Source organism: Serratia sp. BIGb0163, assembly GCF_024809935.1.
Lineage (GTDB): Bacteria > Pseudomonadota > Gammaproteobacteria > Enterobacterales > Enterobacteriaceae > Serratia > Serratia quinivorans.
Map to the genome: position 1 here is coordinate 482194 of NZ_JANUDZ010000001.1, position 20401 is coordinate 502594.

The 20401-nt window shown below is 53.9% G+C and carries 16 protein-coding genes; 4 read left to right on the plus strand and 12 right to left on the minus strand.

Translation table 11 applies throughout. From position 1 onward, the window contains the following. Nucleotides 1–26: 26 nt before the first annotated feature. The 6 genes from M2406_RS02240 to M2406_RS02265 form a co-directional block, all read right to left on the minus strand. Nucleotides 27–1217 carry an amino acid aminotransferase gene (locus tag M2406_RS02240; RefSeq protein ID WP_112364278.1) on the minus strand — a complete coding sequence of 397 codons (1191 nt, stop codon included), beginning with the start codon at nt 1215–1217 and terminating at the stop codon, nt 27–29. Nucleotides 1218–1461: 244 nt separating this feature from the next. Further along, on the minus strand, nt 1462–2571 hold the full coding sequence (ompC, locus tag M2406_RS02245) for a porin OmpC (RefSeq protein ID WP_012006157.1): 1110 nt from the start codon (nt 2569–2571) through the stop codon (nt 1462–1464). Between the two features lie 303 nt (nt 2572–2874). Next, complete coding sequence (asnS, locus tag M2406_RS02250; protein WP_135344431.1) at nt 2875–4275, minus strand: asparagine--tRNA ligase; 1401 nt, start codon at nt 4273–4275, stop codon at nt 2875–2877. A gap of 224 nt (nt 4276–4499) precedes the next feature. After that, nucleotides 4500–5705, minus strand: coding sequence for a nicotinate phosphoribosyltransferase (pncB, locus tag M2406_RS02255; protein ID WP_012006159.1), 1206 nt, complete (start codon nt 5703–5705; stop codon nt 4500–4502). A 254-nt stretch (nt 5706–5959) separates the two neighbouring features. Continuing rightward, on the minus strand, nt 5960–7666 hold the full coding sequence (locus tag M2406_RS02260; protein WP_115182824.1) for a GGDEF domain-containing protein: 1707 nt from the start codon (nt 7664–7666) through the stop codon (nt 5960–5962). Nucleotides 7667–7704: 38 nt separating this feature from the next. Then, a complete protein-coding gene (locus tag M2406_RS02265; protein WP_017892292.1) occupies nt 7705–7893 on the minus strand; it encodes a hypothetical protein in 189 nt (62 codons plus the stop codon). A gap of 221 nt (nt 7894–8114) precedes the next feature. Here M2406_RS02265 and pepN point away from each other — a divergent pair, with 221 nt between their 5' ends. Beyond that, a complete protein-coding gene (gene pepN, locus M2406_RS02270) occupies nt 8115–10730 on the plus strand; it encodes an aminopeptidase N (RefSeq protein ID WP_259188372.1) in 2616 nt (871 codons plus the stop codon). A gap of 31 nt (nt 10731–10761) precedes the next feature. Here pepN and ssuB read toward each other — a convergent pair whose 3' ends face one another. From ssuB to ssuE, 5 genes are read right to left on the minus strand one after another with little or no spacing between them, the layout of a single operon-like run. Further along, the gene (gene ssuB / locus M2406_RS02275; RefSeq protein ID WP_259188375.1) at nt 10762–11535 is read right to left on the minus strand and encodes an aliphatic sulfonates ABC transporter ATP-binding protein; all 774 of its coding nucleotides are present in this window, start codon (nt 11533–11535) and stop codon (nt 10762–10764) included. Further along, the gene (gene ssuC / locus M2406_RS02280; protein ID WP_017892295.1) at nt 11532–12326 is read right to left on the minus strand and encodes an aliphatic sulfonate ABC transporter permease SsuC; all 795 of its coding nucleotides are present in this window, start codon (nt 12324–12326) and stop codon (nt 11532–11534) included. Before ssuC ends, ssuB begins: the two co-directional genes overlap by 4 nt. Nucleotides 12327–12337: 11 nt before the next feature. Then, nucleotides 12338–13486, minus strand: a complete 1149-nt coding sequence (gene ssuD, locus M2406_RS02285) for an FMNH2-dependent alkanesulfonate monooxygenase (RefSeq protein ID WP_012006164.1) — start codon at nt 13484–13486, stop codon at nt 12338–12340. A gap of 16 nt (nt 13487–13502) precedes the next feature. Then, nucleotides 13503–14468, minus strand: coding sequence for a sulfonate ABC transporter substrate-binding protein (locus tag M2406_RS02290; RefSeq protein WP_259188378.1), 966 nt, complete (start codon nt 14466–14468; stop codon nt 13503–13505). 25 nt (nt 14469–14493) lie between these two features. Beyond that, complete coding sequence (gene ssuE / locus M2406_RS02295) at nt 14494–15072, minus strand: NADPH-dependent FMN reductase (RefSeq protein WP_115182819.1); 579 nt, start codon at nt 15070–15072, stop codon at nt 14494–14496. A gap of 260 nt (nt 15073–15332) precedes the next feature. Here ssuE and pyrD point away from each other — a divergent pair, with 260 nt between their 5' ends. After that, nucleotides 15333–16343, plus strand: a complete 1011-nt coding sequence (gene pyrD / locus M2406_RS02300; protein ID WP_012006167.1) for a quinone-dependent dihydroorotate dehydrogenase — start codon at nt 15333–15335, stop codon at nt 16341–16343. Between the two features lie 175 nt (nt 16344–16518). Further along, nucleotides 16519–17067 (plus strand): cell division protein ZapC, encoded by a 549-nt coding sequence (locus M2406_RS02305; RefSeq protein WP_012006168.1) that lies wholly within the window; start codon nt 16519–16521, stop codon nt 17065–17067. 6 nt (nt 17068–17073) lie between these two features. Here M2406_RS02305 and M2406_RS02310 read toward each other — a convergent pair whose 3' ends face one another. Beyond that, nucleotides 17074–18177, minus strand: coding sequence for a YcbX family protein (locus tag M2406_RS02310; protein WP_115182818.1), 1104 nt, complete (start codon nt 18175–18177; stop codon nt 17074–17076). 103 nt (nt 18178–18280) lie between these two features. Between M2406_RS02310 and rlmKL the strand changes: the two genes are divergently transcribed. Beyond that, nucleotides 18281–20401, plus strand: a complete 2121-nt coding sequence (gene rlmKL, locus M2406_RS02315) for a bifunctional 23S rRNA (guanine(2069)-N(7))-methyltransferase RlmK/23S rRNA (guanine(2445)-N(2))-methyltransferase RlmL (protein WP_012006170.1) — start codon at nt 18281–18283, stop codon at nt 20399–20401.

Consider the following 20401-nt stretch of genomic DNA (forward strand, 5'->3'; position numbering starts at 1 on the left):
CTTTTGCTATGTGTTGCGCGACTGTTTTACAGCACGGCGACGATGGCTTCGCACAGCGGCGCCATATTGTCTGGTGTCATGCCGGCAACGTTAACGCGGCCGGAGTTAACGGCGTAGACGCCAAATTCCTCACGCAGGCGCAGAACCTGTTCTTTGGTCAGCCCGCTGAATGAGAACATGCCGTTCTGATTGATGATAAAGCTGAAGTCCTGCTCAGCGCCTTTCTCCTGCAGGGTATTCACAAACAGCTGACGCATGCGGTGAATACGTTGACGCATGTCAGTCAGTTCCTGCTCCCACAGCGCACGCAACGCATCGTCGCCCAAGATGGTTGCCACAATGGCAGCACCGTGTGACGGCGGGTTGGAGTAGTTGGCGCGGATAGCCGCTTTCACCTGGCTGAAGGCACGATCGGCGGTTTCTGCATCAGCAGCAACGACGGTACAGGCACCCACGCGTTCGTTGTAAAGACCGAAGTTCTTCGAGTAAGAACTGGCGACGATCAGTTCCTGATGCTTGGCGGCAAAAATACGCAGGCCCTGGGCATCTTCTTCCAATCCTTTCGCAAAGCCTTGGTATGCGAAGTCAAACAGTGGCAACCAACCGTTAGCCACAGACAGCTCGGCCAATTGTGCCCACTGCTCAGCCGTTGGGTCGATGCCGGTTGGGTTATGGCAGCAACCGTGGAACAGCACCACATCGCCGGCCTGAGCCTGTTTCAGGCTGCGGAGCAGGCCATCGAAGTCCAGCGCATGATTGGCGGCGTCGTAGTAAGCGTATTCCAACACTTCCAGACCGACCGCACCAAACACGTTGTTGTGGTTCGGCCAGCTTGGGTTGCTGATCCAGATGCGTTTCGCGCTGGTCTGGTTAGCAATGAAGTCAGCTGCAACACGCAGGCCGCCGGTGCCACCAGGAGTTTGTGCAGTGCGCGCACGCTTGTCGGCAATAATTGGGCTTTGTTTGCCGAACAGCAGCTCTTGCGTACAGTTGGCGAACGCCGGAATACCTTCAATGCCGAGATAGTTTTTGGTGGTCTCATTTTCCAGCAGATACTGCTCAGCTTTTTTAACGCTGGTCAGCACCGGAGTTTTACCGGTTTCATCTTTATAAACGCCAATCCCCAGGTTGATTTTGTTAGGGCGGGCGTCAGCGCGGAAAATGTCGGTCAGACCCAGGATCGGATCGGCAGGTGCAGCAGTGATTTTTTCAAACATGTCAGGTGCTTCCATGGCTCGGAGTTAAGCAGACAGAAGCATCAGGGTAGCGCCAGTTATGCCCTTTGCCAACCGTTTGCGAGAAAAACACCTCGATCTTGTGAAGGACGCATATTCAGCATAAAAAATGAGGGGGAAGGGGGATTTGGCAGGATAAAAATTTAGGGGGACGCAAAAACAAAAACAGGGCCGAAGCCCTGTTTTTTAACTTAGTCGACGGTGAACCGCCGTTAAGTGAGACAACTTAGAACTGGTAAACCAGGCCAACACCTACGATATCGTCGGTAGCGATGGCGTTAGCTTTGGTGAATTCGTTCTCGTCCAGCAGGTTGATTTTGTAATCAACGTAGGTAGACATGTTTTTGTTGAAGTAGTAAGTGGTACCAACAGAAACATATTTAACCAGGTCGGCATCGCCGCCGCCGAAGCTAGAGCCGTTTGCGGTACGGCTAGACAGGTTTTTACCTTTAGACTGCAGGTAAGAAACTTCTGGACGCAGACCGAAGTCGAACTGGTACTGTGCAGTCACTTCGAAGTTCTGAGTTTTGTCAGCGATGGTGAAGTCAGATTCGCCGTATGGAGTCATGTTACGGGTTTCTGAGTACATGGTTGCCAGGTAGACGTTGTTCGCGTCGTATTTAGCACCCACGGTCCACGCATCAGCCTTGTCGCCTTTAGCGGTAGACAGCTGAGTCTGGTCGTCGGTACGGTCAGATGATGCGTATGCAGCACCGAAGCTGATGCCTTCGCCGATGTCATAAGTAGAAGACAGGCCCCAACCGTCGCCATTTTGTTTCTTCAGATCGCGGTCATCGTTCTCGTTCTTACCCTGGTACTGAACGGCGAAGTTCAGACCATCAACCAGACCGAAGAAGTTGTTGTTACGGTAAGTAGCAACGCCGTTGGTACGGCCAGTCATGAAGTTGTCGGTGTAGGTGTAAGTATCGCCACCGAACTCTGGCAGCATATCTGTCCAGCCTTCCACGTCGTACAGTACGCCGTAGTTACGGCCGTAGTCGAATGAACCGTAGTCAGCAAATTTCAGACCCGCGAAGCCCAGACGAGTCTTGGTGCCTTCGGTGCCCTGGTTTTCAGCGTGGTTAGCCTGAACGTTGTATTCCCACTGGCCGTAACCGGTCAGTTGGTCAGTAATTTGGGTTTCACCTTTGAAGCCGAAACGAACATAGGTCTGATCGCCATCATTACCTTTGTCGTCTGAGAAGTAGTGCAGACCGTCAACTTTACCGTACAGATCCAGTTTGTTGCCGTCTTTGTTGTAGATTTCAGCAGCGTTTGCTGCACCAGCTGCTAACAGAGCCGGGATTACCACTGCAAGAATGTTGCGCTTCATCATTATATTACCCTCATTGGTGTTATTCGGACACCTTTGCCACTGCCGCCAATAATTCTTTTGGAACTATTGTTGATAGATTGGTGTCGTCCTGTGTCTGCACGCAGTGTTCCATTCACGGGCGGGTTAATCTAGAACGAAAATGCTACCAATGTCGCAATGAGGTATCAGAATGAAAGCATTTGTAACAAAAAGTAATATTCAGGGAACTTTGTGACGCGCGTCAATATTAAAAAATGCGAAAGGCCAGCAAAGCTGGCCTTGGTTTTGTAACTAAATTAATTAGAAAATGTATTATCTGATTAATTAAAAGGTTGCATTACGTGGAGTCCGCGGGAACGGAATGACATCACGCACGTTTTGAACGCCGGTGACATAGGCGATTAAACGCTCAAAGCCCAAACCGAAACCGGCATGAGGAACGGTGCCGTAACGACGCAGATCGCGATACCACCAGTAGTCTTCTTTATTCAGCCCCATGGCTTCCAGACGCTGATCCAGTACGTCCAGACGTTCTTCACGCTGAGCACCGCCGATGATTTCACCAATGCCCGGAGCCAGAACGTCCATTGCGGCAACGGTTTTACCGTCATCGTTCATACGCATATAGAAAGCTTTGATGTCTTTCGGGTAGTTTTTCACTACTACCGGCGCTTTGAAGTGTTTCTCGGCCAAATAACGCTCATGTTCGGAAGACAGGTCGATACCCCAGGAAACCGGGTTTTCGAAAGTCTGACCTGAGGCGATCAGGATTTCCACCGCTTCGGTGTAATCAACCTGAGCAAAGTCAGAAGTAACAAAACGCTGCAGGCGATCGATAGCATCTTTGTCTACGCGCTCGGCGAAGAACTTCATGTCATCCATACGCTCGTTCAATACGGCCTGGAATACATACTTCAGCATTTTTTCCGCCAACTCGGCGATGTCTTCGAGATCGGCAAACGCCACTTCCGGTTCGATCATCCAAAACTCCGCCAGGTGGCGGCTGGTGTTGGAGTTCTCGGCGCGGAAAGTGGGGCCGAAAGTGTAAATTTTCGACAGCGCACAGGCATAGGTCTCGCCGTTCAACTGGCCGGAAACGGTCAGGAAGGCTTCTTTGCCGAAAAAGTCCTGGCTGAAATCGACTGCACCCTTATCGGTACGCGGCAGATTTTCCAGATCCAGAGTTGAAACGCGGAACATTTCACCGGCACCTTCGGTATCGGAGGCGGTGATCAGCGGGGTGGAAACCCAGAAGAAGCCGTTCTCGTGATAGAAACGGTGAATGGCCTGTGCCAGCGTATGACGTACGCGGGCAACGGCACCGATCAGATTGGTGCGTGGGCGCAGGTGAGCCACTTCGCGCAGGTATTCGATGCTGTGACGTTTGGCCGCCATCGGGTAGGTGTCCGGATCGTCAACCCAGCCAACCACTTTAATCGCGGTTGCCTGCAGTTCGAAACTCTGACCTTCGCCCGGAGATGCCACAACAATACCGGTGACTTCAATGGAACAGCCCGTGGTCAGATGCAGCACTTCATCCTGATAATTCGGCAGAGAATTATTAACGACGGCCTGTAACGGATCAAAGCAGGAACCGTCATAGACGGCCAGGAAGGAGATACCAGCTTTAGAATCTCTCCGGGTACGCACCCAACCGCGTACGGTGACTTCACTGTCAACCGCAGCACGGCCTTGCAGTACGTCGACTACAGGCACTACGCTCATAGATTTCTCTCTTTAATAATTTGGTTTAGAAATAGCTTATAACCCAAGAATATGGGGATGTTGCTATGTTACTTGCCGCGGTGCAGAGCACAAGTAGAAATCGCCGGATTGGTGCAACATTTCTTGGGGCTGGGCGAAAAGGGAACAACGAGAAGGACTATATAAAGAAGGAAAAGCCGGCGTGAGGTCTTCAGCCGGCTTTTTAACGTTTATCGGGCAGGGGGCTAGCTCGCTTTTTTTACCAGCGGCAGATCGAAGGCTTTGCGTAACGCTTTTACAAAGGCCTGATCCTGACAGATGGTTTTACCCGGGCTGTCGGAGAGTTTAGCCACTGGTTTGCCTTTGCATTCGACCAGTTTGATAACGATATTCAGCGGTTTAACCCCGGGAATATCGCAGGTCAGACGCGTACCTATACCGAACACCAGGTTGACGCGTTGGTAGAAGTGGCGGTAAAGCGCCAGTGCTTTGTCCAGATCCAGGTTATCGGAGAACACCAGAGTTTTGCTCATCGGATCAATCCCCAGCTTCTGGAAATGCGCGATGGCTTTTTCGCCCCATTCGAACGGATCGCCTGAGTCATGGCGCAGGCCCTGATAGCGTTGGGCAAACTGCGGGCCGAAATCACGCAGGAAGGCATCCATGGTGATGCAGTCGGTCAGTGCAATACCAAGCTGATCCGGGTATTCATCCAGCCAGGCCTGCAGTGCCGCCCGCTGACTGTTGGCCAACACCGGGCTGATCTGCTGATGAGCCTGGAACCATTCATGAGCCTGGGTACCAACCGGTGCAAGATCCAACTGGTGCGCCAGATCGTAGTTGCTGGTCCCCACCAGATACGGGAATTCGTTTTTCAGCGTGCCGACGATTGCCTGCTGCACAGCCTGTGAAAAACGGCGGCGGGTGCCGAAGTCCATCAGCTTGAAGCGAGAAATATCCACATCGCTACTCATGGCTTTAAACTGTGCGAGCTTGTTGCGCAAATGGGCTACCGCCATCTCTGGCGTGACATCCGGTGAGCGATGGCGATGTACCACTTCGCTGATTACCGCCAGCAGTGGGACTTCCCACATGATCACTTCGCGCCACGGGCCGGCAATGCGAATATGCAGCTTGCCCGCGTGGTTCTCGATCTGGACCTGTTGCGGATCGTAGCGGAAATCGCGCAGCCAGTTCAGGTAATCCTCACGGAAGAAGGGCAGCCCTGAGAGATAGTCGAACTCAGCGTCTGTCAGCGCCAACTGGCTCATCAGTGCGATTTGCGCACCAATTTCGTCGGCATATTCGCCAAGCAGCTCGTCACCACGGCAGCGGAATTCCGCCGCCACGCTGATAGCGGGATAGCGATGAAACACTGCTTGCTGCATATGAAGCTTGTAGGCATCAGTATCAAGCAGTGATGTCAAAATCGGGGAGGCGTATTGAGTCATAGCGCGTTACTGCATCCTCGTCAGGCGCGTGTCCAAATCCGGATAATCAAAAAAAGTGGGGGGAGTATACCCGGATTATCCTGTTATTGAAGCTGCATCACACCACAATTCATCGGAGCGGGTCGAGGATTAAACGTGCCTTTATGCTGGCTTGCCATCAGGATGGCGGCAGAAAAGCCAGATAAGCCTGTAAGGTGAATGACTTAGGCTAATTAGTCATAAAAATTATAATGTTAATTATTTTAAACAACAATTCAGATAAAACCGGTTGGGGTGTAAATGCCGATCCGGTCCTTACCGTTATTTTTACTGAAATAGAGCGCTTCATCCGCCTGTTTGATCGCCGTTGGCAGCAGCCGGATATCGCTTACCTGTGCAATGCCGCAGCTGGTAGTGAAGCGGACCTTTTGCCCATCGGCCAGTGTCAGGGTGAATTGATGAGTTCGCTCGCGTAGCTTGGATATTACTTCGCGTGCATTCTCCAGCGTACAGTTCCCGAGGATCACGGCGAATTCCTCACCGCCATAGCGACAGAAAATATCACTGGAGCGGAAGGTGCTTTGCAGCAGTTTGCCGAATGCCACCAACACCTGGTCACCTATGTGGTGACCGTAGTTATCGTTGAGATTTTTGAAGTTATCAATATCAATCAGGCAGAAGGCCAGCGGGTAGCTGCTGGCGGCCAGCGATTCGCACTCGCGGAAAAATTTGCGCCGGTTATAGATGTTGGTCAAGGGGTCAAGGAATGAAGAGGCTTCCAGCTCTTTGATCAGCAGATGCTTTTCGTTTTCTAGCGTGACCTTTTCCAACTGATACTGTTTGAGTTGTTTAATGGCATCGCTGATGGCCATTAACTCCTGACCGTAAAACACCTCATTAGGCACTATGTTCATATTCCCGCGCGACAGCCGCAAAATATTATTATGCGTTTTCGTTAACCAGCGGCTGATATTTGAACAGTAAACCAGCGTTGGCAGAAAAATAAACAGGGCGATCAGGCCACCCAGGGAAATCATGCCGTAAATGGCGGTCTGGCTGTTATAGATCTTATGCTGAGAGGCGGCGATCTCCATTTCAAAACTACGCTGGAAAAGCCGTTGTGAAAGCTCTGTCAGGTTTTTAACGTACTGATAAATTGAACTGGTGGGATAGAGACTGTGAGTATCGACGGCAGTATAGAGTCCGTTGGTAATCTGGCCGATCTTTTTGGTCGATATTTGCTCAAGAATATCATTCACCAGGAACGTGGTTTGCACATCGTTATAGCTCAGCTTCATAAATATCAGCCGGGCGCTTAAAGAACTTAATACTCCGGTGAGCTGAACGGCTTTCAAATAAGCGACTTTACGCTCCAACGGGTTGATATTGACATCGATAACCTGATCGATAAGTTCGGTGACGGACAGGTTCAGCCGGTTATTCAGCCGTACGGCTTCCAGAAACAGAAATGAATCGGCATCGACCATGCGGTTGTCGTAGCTATAGCGGTAATAGCTTTTGCTGGCCTGAGAAATGTAGTAGGCGCTGTTGATATTAAACAGGTTGGCGTTGGCATTGGCATCGGTAACGAGCGAAAGCTGCAGATTGTCACTATTGAGCAATTGTTCCATCAGGTTGAGCATGGAGAGTGCAGCGATTTTTTGCCGAATGCCAAGCTGTTGCGAGATATCACTGTCAATATGGGGGCGAAAGCGGGCAATTTTCTCCCGAGCTATTCGATCCGCTTCCTGCCATTGCTGCGAAGTAATGTGAGGATCGACCAGGCTCAGGCGTTTCAGACGGTGCGCCAATAAGGTGGCCTGAAAAGCCTCTGAAATCTGTTTGGCGCGGGTAATTTTGTACAGGTTAAGCTGGTTGTCGCGATAGCCGGTTTCGGCCTCGACCAACTCGTCGGAAATGAACAGGGCGAAAGAGGACATCAGGGCAAAGGTAAAAAAATAGATCAGATATTTTACTTTCATACGCACCGCGCGTCCTTGAGCCAGATTTGTTAATTATATCATTGAGTCTCCCAGGCTGTCTTAACTATACCCAGCGAGCGGCTGCGGGCAGAAAAGTGCTGCTGCGCCGCCGCTGTTTGCCCATGAGCGCTGAAAAAACCGTACTTTTCACCCGCTTTCTGAAGCTTGAGCAGGCGTGTAAACTGAAGAGGGTTTTTTAGCATTAAATGCTGATTTTTATGCTGCATCAGGTCAAGGCACCTGACTGGGTGGGCAATTCGTCGACAATATTAGGATCCACCTCCGATTTCTCCGCACTGGTGGCCCGGCATCTCTGGGTTTTTTTTGTAGCTGTGATACAGTTTATTTACAATCAGGCTCATCGAAATTTCTGCTCTTTACCCACGGCGAAATAACCTCAAGATGAAAGCCTGGCACCTGTAACTCACTGAGACGTCAAAGGGTTTTTATGACACAACAGCCACAGGCGAAATATCGCCACGATTATCGTGCACCAGATTACACCATCACTGACATTGACCTGGATTTTGAGCTGGACTCAGAGACCACTCGCGTCACTGCCGTCAGCAAGATTAAACGCCAGGGCGCAGCCGACGCGGCACTGGTACTGAACGGTGAAGACCTTACGCTGGTGAGTATTGAGATCGACGGCCAGCCATGGACTGCCTATCAGTTGCAGGATAACAAGCTGGTTATCGAGAAATTGCCAGCACAATTTACCATGACCATCGTCAATGATATTCACCCGGCGAAAAACACCGCGCTGGAAGGCTTGTACCTGTCCGGTGAGGCGCTGTGTACTCAATGTGAGGCCGAAGGTTTCCGCCATATTACCTATTATCTGGATCGCCCGGACGTACTGGCCCGCTTTAGCACCCGCATTGTGGCTGACAAGGCTCGTTACCCGTTCCTGTTGTCAAACGGTAACCGCGTAGGCCAGGGAGAGCTGGAAGACGGACGTCACTGGGTGCAGTGGCAAGATCCGTTCCCAAAACCTTGTTACCTGTTTGCGCTGGTGGCCGGTGATTTTGACGTGCTGCGCGACAGTTTCACCACCCGCTCCGGGCGTGAAGTGGCGCTGGAGCTGTTCGTTGACCGTGGCAACCTGGATCGCGCCGATTGGGCGATGACCTCACTGAAGAACTCGATGAAATGGGACGAAACCCGTTTCGGACTTGAGTACGATCTCGACATTTATATGATCGTCGCGGTCGACTTCTTCAACATGGGGGCGATGGAGAATAAAGGGTTAAATATTTTTAACTCCAAATACGTGCTGGCAAAAGCCGAAACCGCCACCGACAAAGATTATCTGAATATTGAAGCGGTGATTGGCCACGAATACTTCCACAACTGGACCGGCAACCGCGTGACCTGCCGCGACTGGTTCCAGCTCAGCCTGAAAGAAGGGCTGACGGTGTTCCGCGATCAGGAGTTCAGTTCTGATCTGGGTTCACGTCCGGTTAACCGCATCGATAACGTGCGCGTGATGCGCGGTGCGCAGTTCGCCGAAGACGCCAGCCCGATGGCGCACGCCATTCGTCCGGACAAAGTGATCGAAATGAACAACTTCTACACCCTGACGGTGTATGAGAAAGGATCCGAAGTGATCCGCATGCTGCACACGCTGCTGGGCGAAGAGCAGTTCCAGAAAGGCATCCAGCTGTATTTCGAGCGTCATGACGGTAGCGCGGCCACCTGCGATGATTTCGTTCAGGCGATGGAGGATGCATCCAACGTTGATTTGTCGTTGTTCCGCCGCTGGTACAGCCAGTCCGGCACGCCATTGCTCACCGTGCGCGATGAATACGATGCCGAGCACCAGCAGTATCGCCTGCACGTTAGCCAGAAGACCGAACCGACCGCCGATCAGCCGCAGAAATTGCCACTGCATATTCCGCTGGATATCGAACTGTACGACGCACAAGGCAATGTGATTGCTCTGCAGAAAGACGGCTCAGCGGTCAATAACGTCTTGAACGTTACCGAAGCGGAGCAGACTTTCGTGTTCGACGGGGTGGCGCACAAGCCGGTACCGTCCCTGCTGCGCGAGTTCTCCGCGCCGGTGAAGCTGGATTATCCGTACAGCGATCAGCAATTGACCTTCCTGATGCAGCATGCGCGCAATGAATTTGCCCGCTGGGATGCGGCACAGAGCCTGCTGGCCACCTATATCAAACTGAACGTTGCCAAACATCAGCAGAAACAACCGTTGTCGCTGCCATTACACGTTGCTGATGCGTTCCGCGCCGTGCTGTTGGACGAAACGTTGGATCCGGCATTAGCCGCGCAAATCCTGACGTTGCCATCGGAAGGTGAAATTGCCGAACTGTTCGCGACCATCGATCCCGAAGCGATCGCTGCGGTGCACGAAGCGATCGTCCGTTGCCTGGCCAAGGAAATGGCCGACGAGTGGCTGGCGGTTTATAACGCCAATAAAACCGACGGTTACCGGGTGGAACACGCTGACATCGCCAAACGTTCGCTGCGCAATGTGTGCCTGGGCTATCTGGCCTTTGGCGATGAAGCGCTGGCCGACCGATTGGTGTCCGAGCAGTATCGTCAGGCAGACAATATGACCGACTCACTGGCGGCTTTGGCGGCGGCGGTAGCGGCACAGTTGCCTTGCCGCGATGCGCTGTTAACGGCATTCGATGAGCGCTGGCATCAGGATGGTTTGGTGATGGACAAGTGGTTCGTGTTGCAGGCGACCAGCCCGGCGGCGGACGTGTTGACCAAGGTGCGTAGCTTGCTGAAACACCGTTCATTCAGCCTGAGCAATCCCAACCGCACTCGTTCGTTGATCGGCGGTTTCGCTTCTGCCAACCCGGCGGCGTTCCACGCGGCGGACGGCAGTGGTTATCAGTTCCTGGCGGAGATCCTCAGCGATCTGAACCAGCGCAATCCGCAAATTGCCGCACGCCTGATTGAGCCGCTGATCCGTTTGAAACGCTATGATGCTTCACGTCAGGCGTTGATGCGCAAAGCACTTGAGCAGTTGAAGGGGCTGGAGAACCTGTCCGGCGACCTGTTCGAGAAGATCACCAAAGCGCTCGACGCGTAAACCGAACAAGGGACGGCATGCCGTCCCTTTTTTAATTCGCGACCCGACGTACGGCTTCAGCCAACGGCGGCGGTGACAGTACCCGGTCCAGCACTTCGGCTTCCAGCTCTGCCAGCCTGGCCGATCCCTTACGGCGTGGACGCGGCAGGTCAATGGTCAAATCCAACCCGATACGCCCTTCCTCAATCAAAATCACCCGATCCGCCAGCGCAATGGCTTCACTGACGTCGTGCGTCACCAGCAGTACGGTAAAACCATGCTGTTGCCATAGCCCTTCGATAAGGCCCTGCATTTCAATCCGCGTTAACGCGTCCAGCGCGCCCAAGGGCTCATCCAGCAGCAACAGGCGTGGACGGTGGATCAGTGCGCGAGCCAGCGCCACCCGCTGCTTTTGCCCGCCGGACAAGGCTGCCGGCCACTCATTGGCGCGATCGGCCAGCCCAACGGTTTCCAGCGCTTGCAATGCATCGGCTCGCCAATTACCCCGCAGGCCGAGGCCGACATTGTCGATCACCTTTTTCCACGGCAGCAGGCGGGCGTCCTGAAACATCAGGCGAGTCTCGTTCCTGGCATTGGCGAGTGGCGCATTGCCGCTTAATAACGCGCCGCTGCTGGCATTCTCCAGCCCGGCCATCAGACGCAGCAGCGTGCTTTTGCCGCAACCGCTGCGGCCAACCACGGCGACGAACTGGCCGGCGCTGATACGTAACTGGATATTGTCGAGTACCCTGCGGTTACCGTATTGCTTGGCAATGGATTCCAGCGTGACTGGAGTCCCCTGGGGAATACGTGCGGGAGTTGTCATAGCGCTTCTCCTTGCTTGAGTTGATAGGCCGGATGCCAGCGCAGCCAGACGCGCTCCAGCAATTGGGCGCTGACGTCCGCCAACTTGCCGAGCAGGGCGTACAACACAATGGCCACCACCACCACGTCGGTCTGCAGGAATTCACGGGCGTTCATCGCCAGGTAGCCAATCCCCGAATTGGCGGAAATGGTTTCGGCGACGATCAGTGTCAGCCACATAAAGCCCAATGCAAAACGCACGCCGACCATGATCGAGGGCAGGGCGCCCGGTAAAACCACCTGGGCGAATAACTGGAAACCGCTCAGGCCGTAGCTGCGTGCCATTTCAAGCAGGCCCCGATCGATATTCTTGATACCGTGATAGGTATTGAGATAGATAGGGAACAGGGTGCCCAATGCCACCAGAAAAATCTTGGCGGACTCATCGATACCAAACCACAGGATCACCAGCGGGATTAATGCCAGATGCGGTACGTTACGGATCATCTGTACGGAACTGTCCAGCAGGCGTTCGCCCCAGCGTGACAGGCCGGTGATAAAGCCCAGCGCCAGCCCGATGCTGCCGCCAATGCTAAAACCGATCAACGCGCGCCAACTGCTGATGGTCAGGTGTTGCCACAGCTCGCCGCTCTTGGTCAGGGACCAGAAAGCGGTCACTACGGCGCTCGGCGCCGGCAGAATGCGGTTCGACAGCCAGCCCGCTTCCACGGATATTTGCCAGACTGCCACCAGCGCTACCGGCAATGCCCAGGGGGCCAACCGGTACAAGATTCGTTGTGTGCCGTTTGCCATAGTGCGGCTCCTCAGCTTTGCGATGCTTTTTGTGGAATATAAATATTGGCCACCACTTCGCCCTGTGCTTTGGCTGGTCGGCGTGGTGCGGGCGCCTGGTTTTCCACCAGATCAAGATGTGGGAACAGCAGTTCGCCAACGCGATAGGCCTCTTCCAGATGCGGGTAACCGGACAAAATAAAGGTGTCGATGCCCAGATCGGCGTATTCCTGCATACGCGCTGCCACCGTCGGGCCATCGCCCACCAGCGCGGTTCCGGCACCGCCGCGCACCAAACCCACCCCGGCCCACAGATTGGGGCTGATCTCAAGATTGTCTTTCTTGCCGCCGTGCAATGCCGCCATCCGTTGTTGCCCTACGGAGTCAAACCGAGCGAAGGCCTGCTGGGCATCGGCGATGGTCTTTTCATCCAGATTGGCAATCAGCCGGTCGGCAGCTCGCCAGGCTTCCTCGGTGGTTTCGCGCACGATGACGTGCAGGCGGATACCGAAACGCACCTGGCGACCTTTGGCTGCGGCCTTGGCGCGTACCTCGGCAATTTTTTCTTTTACCTGCGCCGGCGGCTCGCCCCAGGTGAGATACATTTCAACCTGATCGGCTGCCAGATCCTGCGCAGCGGCGGAGGATCCGCCAAAGTAGAGCGGTGGACGTGGCTGTTGCACCGGTGGGTACAGCAGTTTTGCGCCCTTTACCTGAATATGTTTACCGTTAAAGTCGACGGTTTCTCCTTCCAGCACCTTGCGCCAGATATGGGTGAATTCTGCCGAGGCCTCGTAGCGTTCTTCGTGATTCAGGTGCAGACCTTCCGCCGCCAATTCATCAGGATCGCCGCCGGTAACCAGATTAAACAGTGCCCGGCCGTTGGAAAGACGATCCAGCGTCGCTGCCTGGCGTGCCGCCAGAGTGGGTGAAATAATGCCGGGGCGCAGGGCTACCAGGAATTTCAGTCGTTGGGTGACCGGGATCAGCGAAGCGGCCACCAGCCAGGAGTCTTCACAGGAGCGGCCGGTAGGGATCAGCACGCCACCAAAACCCAATCGATCGGCAGCCTGGGCAATTTGCTGCAAATAACCGTAATCGACGCTGCGGGCCCCTTCAGTACTGCCAAGATAGTGACCGTCACCGTGGGTGGGTAAAAACCAAAATACGTTCAGGCTCATCGTCAGTTCTCCTAAATTATTGTGCGCTTGGGTGCCAGATGCGTTGCGAAATATCGACTTTTACCGGCACCAGGCGGTTGGCATAAAACAGATCGGCCGTTTGCTGCTGAGCGGCTATGGTGTGCGCATCCAGAGGTTTGATGGCGGTGGGCGGGCGGTGATCCAAATAGGTCGAAATCACTTTCTCCGGCAGGCCCATGGCATTGGCCAGCAGCGTGACGCTTTGCGCACGGTCGCTTAGGGTCAGCGCATCAGCCTGGGTCAGCGTAACGAGTACCTGTTGAATAAAGGGTCCATTGGCCTCGGTATAAGTTCGCACCGCTAGATAGAAGGAGCCGGTTTGATTCAAATCGGTACCGTCACCCAGTACCCGCACGCCGCCCTGCAACAAGGCCGCGGAATAGTAGGGATCCCAAATTGTCCAGGCATCGACATTGCCCTGCTGGAAGGCGGCGCGGGCATCGGCCGGGGTCAGATAGACGGGCTGAATATCGGTGAATTTCAGCCCGGCTTTTTGCAATGAGCGCAGCAGCAAATTGTGGGAGCTGGAGCCTTTCTGGAAGGCAACCTTGTGGCCCTTTAGCTCCGCGACGGTTTTGATCGGGCTGTTTTCCGGTACCAGGATCACTTCTGCCTTGGGTTTTGGTGGCTCTACGCCGACATACAGCAGATCTGCACCGGCAGCCTGGGCGAAGATCGGCGGAATATCGCCGGTACTGCCCAGATCGATACTGCCGACGTTCAGCGCTTCAAGCATTTGCGGGCCGGCGGGGAATTCGATCCAACTGATTTTGGTGTTGGGAAAACGCTGTTCCAACAGCCGATGGGTTTTTGCCAGTACCAGACTGACCGATCCCTTTTGGTAACCAATGCGAAACTGCGCCGGATCCTGTGCGCTGGCGGCATTGGTCCATGCCAATGAGAGGATGCCTGCCAATGCGCTGGTGCCCAGCCAACGGCCCAGTGAAGAAAGTCGTTTCATGTTTATTTCCTTATATGCTGTGCCGTCAGGCGGTTTGGCGGGCCAACAGGGAAGGGGAGAGCCTGGCTCTCGGCGGCTTGCGGCGGCCCAACGCCAGATAAAAGCTTTCCAGGGCTTCTTCCAGCCGGACAGCCAGATTTTCGGCCAGGGTGACCTCTTCCCCGTCCAGCACCACCTGACTGTCATCGGCAAATACCCCGTGCAGCACTTCCTGCGCTTTCAGCGCCGCCAGAACCGGCTTGAGGGCGTAGTCCACTGCCAACATATGGCCAATGGAACCGCCGGTGGCCAGCGGCAATACCACCTTATGATCCAGCGCACGCTCTGGCAGCAGATCCAGCAGGGTCTTCAGCGCGCCGGAAAACGAAGCCTTATACACCGGTGTCGAGACCAGCAGGCCATCTGCCTGTGCCAGTTGCTCGGTAAAGGCTTTGATCGCCGGGCTGTTAAAATTGGCATACAGTAAATCTTCGGCATCAAAATCATGCAGGGTATAGGAGATCACCTCTACGCCTTGCTGCTGCAACCAGTTTTTACTCACAGAAAGCAGTGCCGCCGAGCGTGATGGGATGCGAGGGCTGCCGGCCAGTGATATAACGCGCATTACCACTCCTTATAACTAAAAGTTAGGTTTAATCATGAAATTGTCGAGAAGTGTTTTAAACCTATCAGTAATAAGGGGAGTTACTTAAATCTCATTTTTCGATTTTGTTATGCGCAAATGCGGATTGGCGGCGGTTTTGGCTCAGAAGGGGGAAAACGATTGCGTAAAAAACGCTTTTTTTTGCTTTTAATCAATTCCAATTGGTCAGGGGATACCGGATAATACGCCCCCGGTTTGCAACCGGGAAATCAGGAGAGTACATGTACTACCCCCTCATCAGAAAAGCGTTGTTCCAGCTCGATCCCGAGCGTGCGCATGAATTGACTTTTCAACAGCTTCGCCGTGTCACCGGTACCCCGTTAGAATTCCTTATTCGTCAGTCTGTGCCGACCAAACCGGTAAGCTGCATGGGGCTCTCTTTTAAAAACCCTTTGGGCTTGGCCGCCGGTCTGGATAAAGACGGCGAGTGTATCGATGCGTTTGGCGCTATGGGTTTTGGTTTTGTCGAAGTCGGCACCGTGACGCCGCGCCCGCAGTCGGGCAATGACAAACCGCGCCTGTTCCGTATTGTGGAAGCCGAAGGCCTGATCAACCGCATGGGTTTTAATAACCAGGGCGTTGATAATCTGGTTGAAAACGTTAAGAAATCCCATTTCGGCGGTATTCTGGGGATTAATATCGGCAAGAATAAAGACACCCCGGTTGAGCAAGGAAAAGACGATTATCTAATCTGCATGGATAAAGTTTATCCGTATGCCGGTTATATCGCGATTAACATTTCGTCACCTAATACCCCAGGATTACGATCCTTACAGTATGGCGAAGCGTTGGACGATCTGCTGGCCGCGATTAAAAATAAGCAGCAGGAATTACATGAGCGTCATCACAAATATGTACCGGTAGCAGTAAAGATCGCACCGGATCTTTCTGAAGAAGAATTGATCCAAATAGCCGACAGCCTGGTGCGTCATAATATAGATGGCGTGATCGCGACCAATACCACGCTGGATCGTAAATTGATCCAGGGGCTGAATTATTGTGAGCAAATGGGGGGTCTGAGTGGTCGTCCGCTGCAGGCGAGCAGCACCGAAGTGATCCGTCGTTTGTCACTTGAGCTGCAAGGGCGCTTGCCGATTATCGGCGTTGGCGGAATTGATTCCCTGATGGCGGCGCGGGAAAAAATGGCGGCAGGGGCTTCACTGGTGCAAATTTATTCCGGATTTATCTTCAAGGGTCCACGCCTGATTAAAGATATCGTTAACTACATCTAATATTTTTCCTTTCATTTTCCGCCGGGGGTTTATTTATTCCCCCGGCTCGTCTATATTTTGTCCACTAGCATAAATATCGTTCGCGGAATTATCCGATGTTTAAGCGACTTTAGTGGTGATAAAATCACCTTTTGGGGTAAATATTGCGTGGCATGGGCAGCGAGAAGGATAAGAGATGAAGATAAAACCTGACGATAATTGGCGTTGGTATTTTGACGCTGAACACGATCGGCTAATGCTGGATTTAGCCAATGGGATGATCTTTCGCTCGCGTTTCCCGGCCAAAATGTTAACCCCGGATGCCTTCGATGAATGCTCTTTCTGTGTCGATGACGCCGCGCTTTATTTTAATTATGAAGAGCAGTGCAAACAGATAAAGCTCAGCCACGAGCAGCGTGCGGAACTGGTATTAAATGCCCTGGTGGCTTATCGCTTCCTGAAACCGCTGATGCCGAAGAGCTGGCATTTCTCGCAGCAGCATTACCCGTTGCAGCCGAAGAACGGCGAACTGGCGGCGGTTAAGGTGATGGAAAGCGGCATTGAAGCCCGCCTGCTGGTGGTGGAAGCCGGTGATAACGCCAGCCTGTGCCTGCTGGCGCAGAACCAGCTTTCACTGGCCGGCCGCACCATGGTGCTGGGCGATGCCATCAAAGTGATGCACGATCGCCTGAAACCCTGCGCGCAGGATGAAGCCTCAGCCCCGGCTTACGACAGGGCGATGTAAGGCCGATTACGCCAGCGTCAAATCGCTTTTGGGAATACAGCTGCAGCAAAGAATGGTGCCATTGTTGGCCACCGCACTTTTCTTCAGCGGTGCCACTTCGCCATTGACCAAGGTTATGCGACAACTCCCGCAAATCCCCGCACGGCATGAATAAGGCACCCGGAGCCCTTGCTGTTCCAACTGCTCCAGCAAGATCTGCTGATTGTTGCCGGTAAACACCGTTCCAGCGTAATCAATAGTGACGTTCTGCGCACTGTCCTGCGGTGCCTGCACGCTTTCCACCACTTTACCTGCGCCATAAGGGCGTGGCGGCTTGGTGGATAACACTTCAACGGCATCGCCAACGCGGATAATGCCGCTATTGCGCGCCACCATATTCTGGCCAAAATCGACATCGCCATTATCGGCGGTGCGGAATTTCTGCAGGGTACTCAGCGGTTCGCCGCTCGGGTGTTTGCGCCCACGTTCGGTACTGACGGTGGTCAGCACGCAGCGGCTGCAAGGTTTCACCAGGTCAAACATCACGTCACCGACGCGGATCACCTGCCAGCTATCTTCTGCCCAGGCGCTGGCGCCGGTCACCACCAGATTCGGGCGAAACTGTTCCAGTTTGATGCTGCCGGGGCAGCGCTGTTGCAGGTCGTTGAACGAGGCTTCGTTAATTAGCAGGTAGGGATAACCGTCGGCGAAGGACAGGGGGATTTCCGGGTGTTTTTTAACGCGACGGGTCAGCTCCGGGCCGAGCCAACGCAATTGCACGTCACGCTGGAAATAGCCGCTCAGCCAGCTATTAATTGCCTGCGGTGCAATCAGGGCGGTGAAATGGTTACCCCAGACTTCGGTCGGTTGCGCTTCGGCGGCGAAATCGCTAAAGCGGATGGCGGCACTTTCTCCGTCGGGCGCGGTCAGGAACAGGCCGTCTGCCAGCAGTGCCGGAGTGAATAACACCATCTGCGGATATTGCCGCGCAGTAATAAAGGTGCCATCCGGCTCGGTGATCATAAAAGTGCGATCGAAAGCCAGGCCACTACTGGAAACCTGGGCGTGAGAAAGCTGCAAACCCCGAAGCGATTTAACCGGATGAACGTAAAGTTTGGCTAGCGTAATCACCCTTGTCTCCGCGCGATTAGTAAATAGAAGGGAGCAACTTTATGACAAGCGGTCTGGATTAGCTATAATGCGCAACAATTTTCTTTTTGGTGATAAGTACGATATGAACTCTCTGTTTGCCAGCACGGCGCGTGGACTGGAAGAACTGTTAAAAAGCGAACTCGAAGCGCTGGGCGCTCACGCCTGTAAAGTCGTACAGGGTGGGGTACATTTTCAGGGTGACGATCGTCTTCTGTACCAAAGCTTGCTGTGGAGCCGTTTGGCCTCACGTATTTTGCTGCCGTTGAATGAATTCCGCGTACACAGCGATCTGGATTTGTACCTGGGCGTACAGGCGATCGACTGGACGAGCATTTTTGGTGTGGATAAAACTTTCGCCGTTCACTTCAGTGGCGTTAACGAAGAGATCCGCAACAGCCAGTATGGCGCACTAAAGGTCAAGGACGCCATTGTCGACAGTTTTACCCGCAAGATTGAACAACGCCCGACGGTAGCGAAGCAGCAGCCGGACATTCGCGTCAATGTCTTCCTGCAGCGCGATATGGCCAGCGTAGCGCTGGATCTGAGCGGTGAAGGTCTGCACCAGCGTGGTTATCGTGATCTGACCGGACAGGCACCGCTGAAAGAAAGCCTGGCAGCGGCGATTGTACAGCGTTCTGGCTGGCAGCCGGGCACGCCAATGCTGGATCCAATGTGTGGTTCGGGTACCCTGCTGATCGAAGCGGCGATGATTGCTTCCGATCGCGCACCTGGCCTGCATCGTCAACACTGGGGCTTTACCGCCTGGAATGGTCACAACGTCGATCTGTGGCGTGAAGTGATCACCGAAGCGCAGGTACGCGCCCGTCGTGGCCTGCAGGAAACCACCTCGCGTTTCTTCGGCTCCGATATCGATCGCCGGGTGATTGAAATGGCGCGCGGCAACGCCCGTCGTGCCGGCGTCGCCGAACTGATTACCTTTAACGTCAACGACGTAGCCAAACTGACCAACCCGCTGCCGGAAGGCCCGACGGGAACCGTAGTCTGCAACCCGCCATACGGCGAGCGTCTGGAAAGCGAACCGGCGTTGATTGCCTTGCATAATATGCTGGGTCGTATCATGAAAAGCGCTTTTGGTGGCTGGCAGTTGTCACTGTTCAGCGCCTCACCGGAACTGTTGAGCTGCCTGCAACTGCGTGCCGAGCGCCAGTTCAAGGCAAAAAATGGCCCGTTGGACTGCGTGCAGAAAAATTACCAACTGGCAGAAAACCCGCTGGGTGCCGGTGGCGTACAGGTGGCGGAAGATTTTGCCAACCGTCTGCGCAAAAACCTGAAGAAGCTCGACAAGTGGGCCAAACAGCAGGGCATTGAGTGCTACCGCCTGTACGATGCTGACCTGCCGGAATATAACGTGGCGGTGGATCGCTACGGCAGCAAAGTCGTGGTGCAGGAATATGCGCCGCCGAAAACCATTGATGCTCAGAAGGCTCGTCAACGCCTGTTCGACGTGATCAACGCCACGTTGGCGGTGCTGGAATTGCCGTCCAACCAGTTGATCCTGAAAACCCGCGAACGCCAGAAAGGTAAAAACCAGTACGAAAAACTGGCGCAGAAGGGCGAATTCCTGCTGGTGGAAGAGTTCAACGCCAAGCTGTGGGTTAACCTGACTGACTATCTCGATACCGGTCTGTTCCTCGACCACCGTATTGCCCGCCGCATGTTGGGGGAGATGAGCAAAGGCAAAGACTTCCTCAACCTGTTTGCCTATACCGGCACCGCCAGCGTGCATGCCGGGCTGGGTGGGGCGCGCAGCACCACGACGGTGGATATGTCGCGCACCTATCTGGAATGGGCGGAGAAAAACCTGCGGGTTAACGGCCTGACCGGCAAACAGCACAGATTGATCCATGCGGATTGCCTGTCGTGGATGCAAAATGCCGACGAACAATTCGATGTGATCTTTATCGATCCGCCGACCTTCTCCAACTCCAAGCGGATGGAGAACACTTTTGACGTTCAGCGCGATCACCTGGCGCTGATGCAAGATTTGAAACGGTTACTGCGTCGTAACGGGACCATCATGTTCTCGAACAACAAGCGCGGTTTCCAGATGGATATGGCCGGCCTGAGCGCATTGGGTCTGGAGGCGAAAGAAATTACCGCCCAGACGCAGTCGCAGGACTTTGCCCGTAACCGTCAAATTCATAACTGCTGGCTGCTTACCCATGCCGGCGAAGGAAAATAA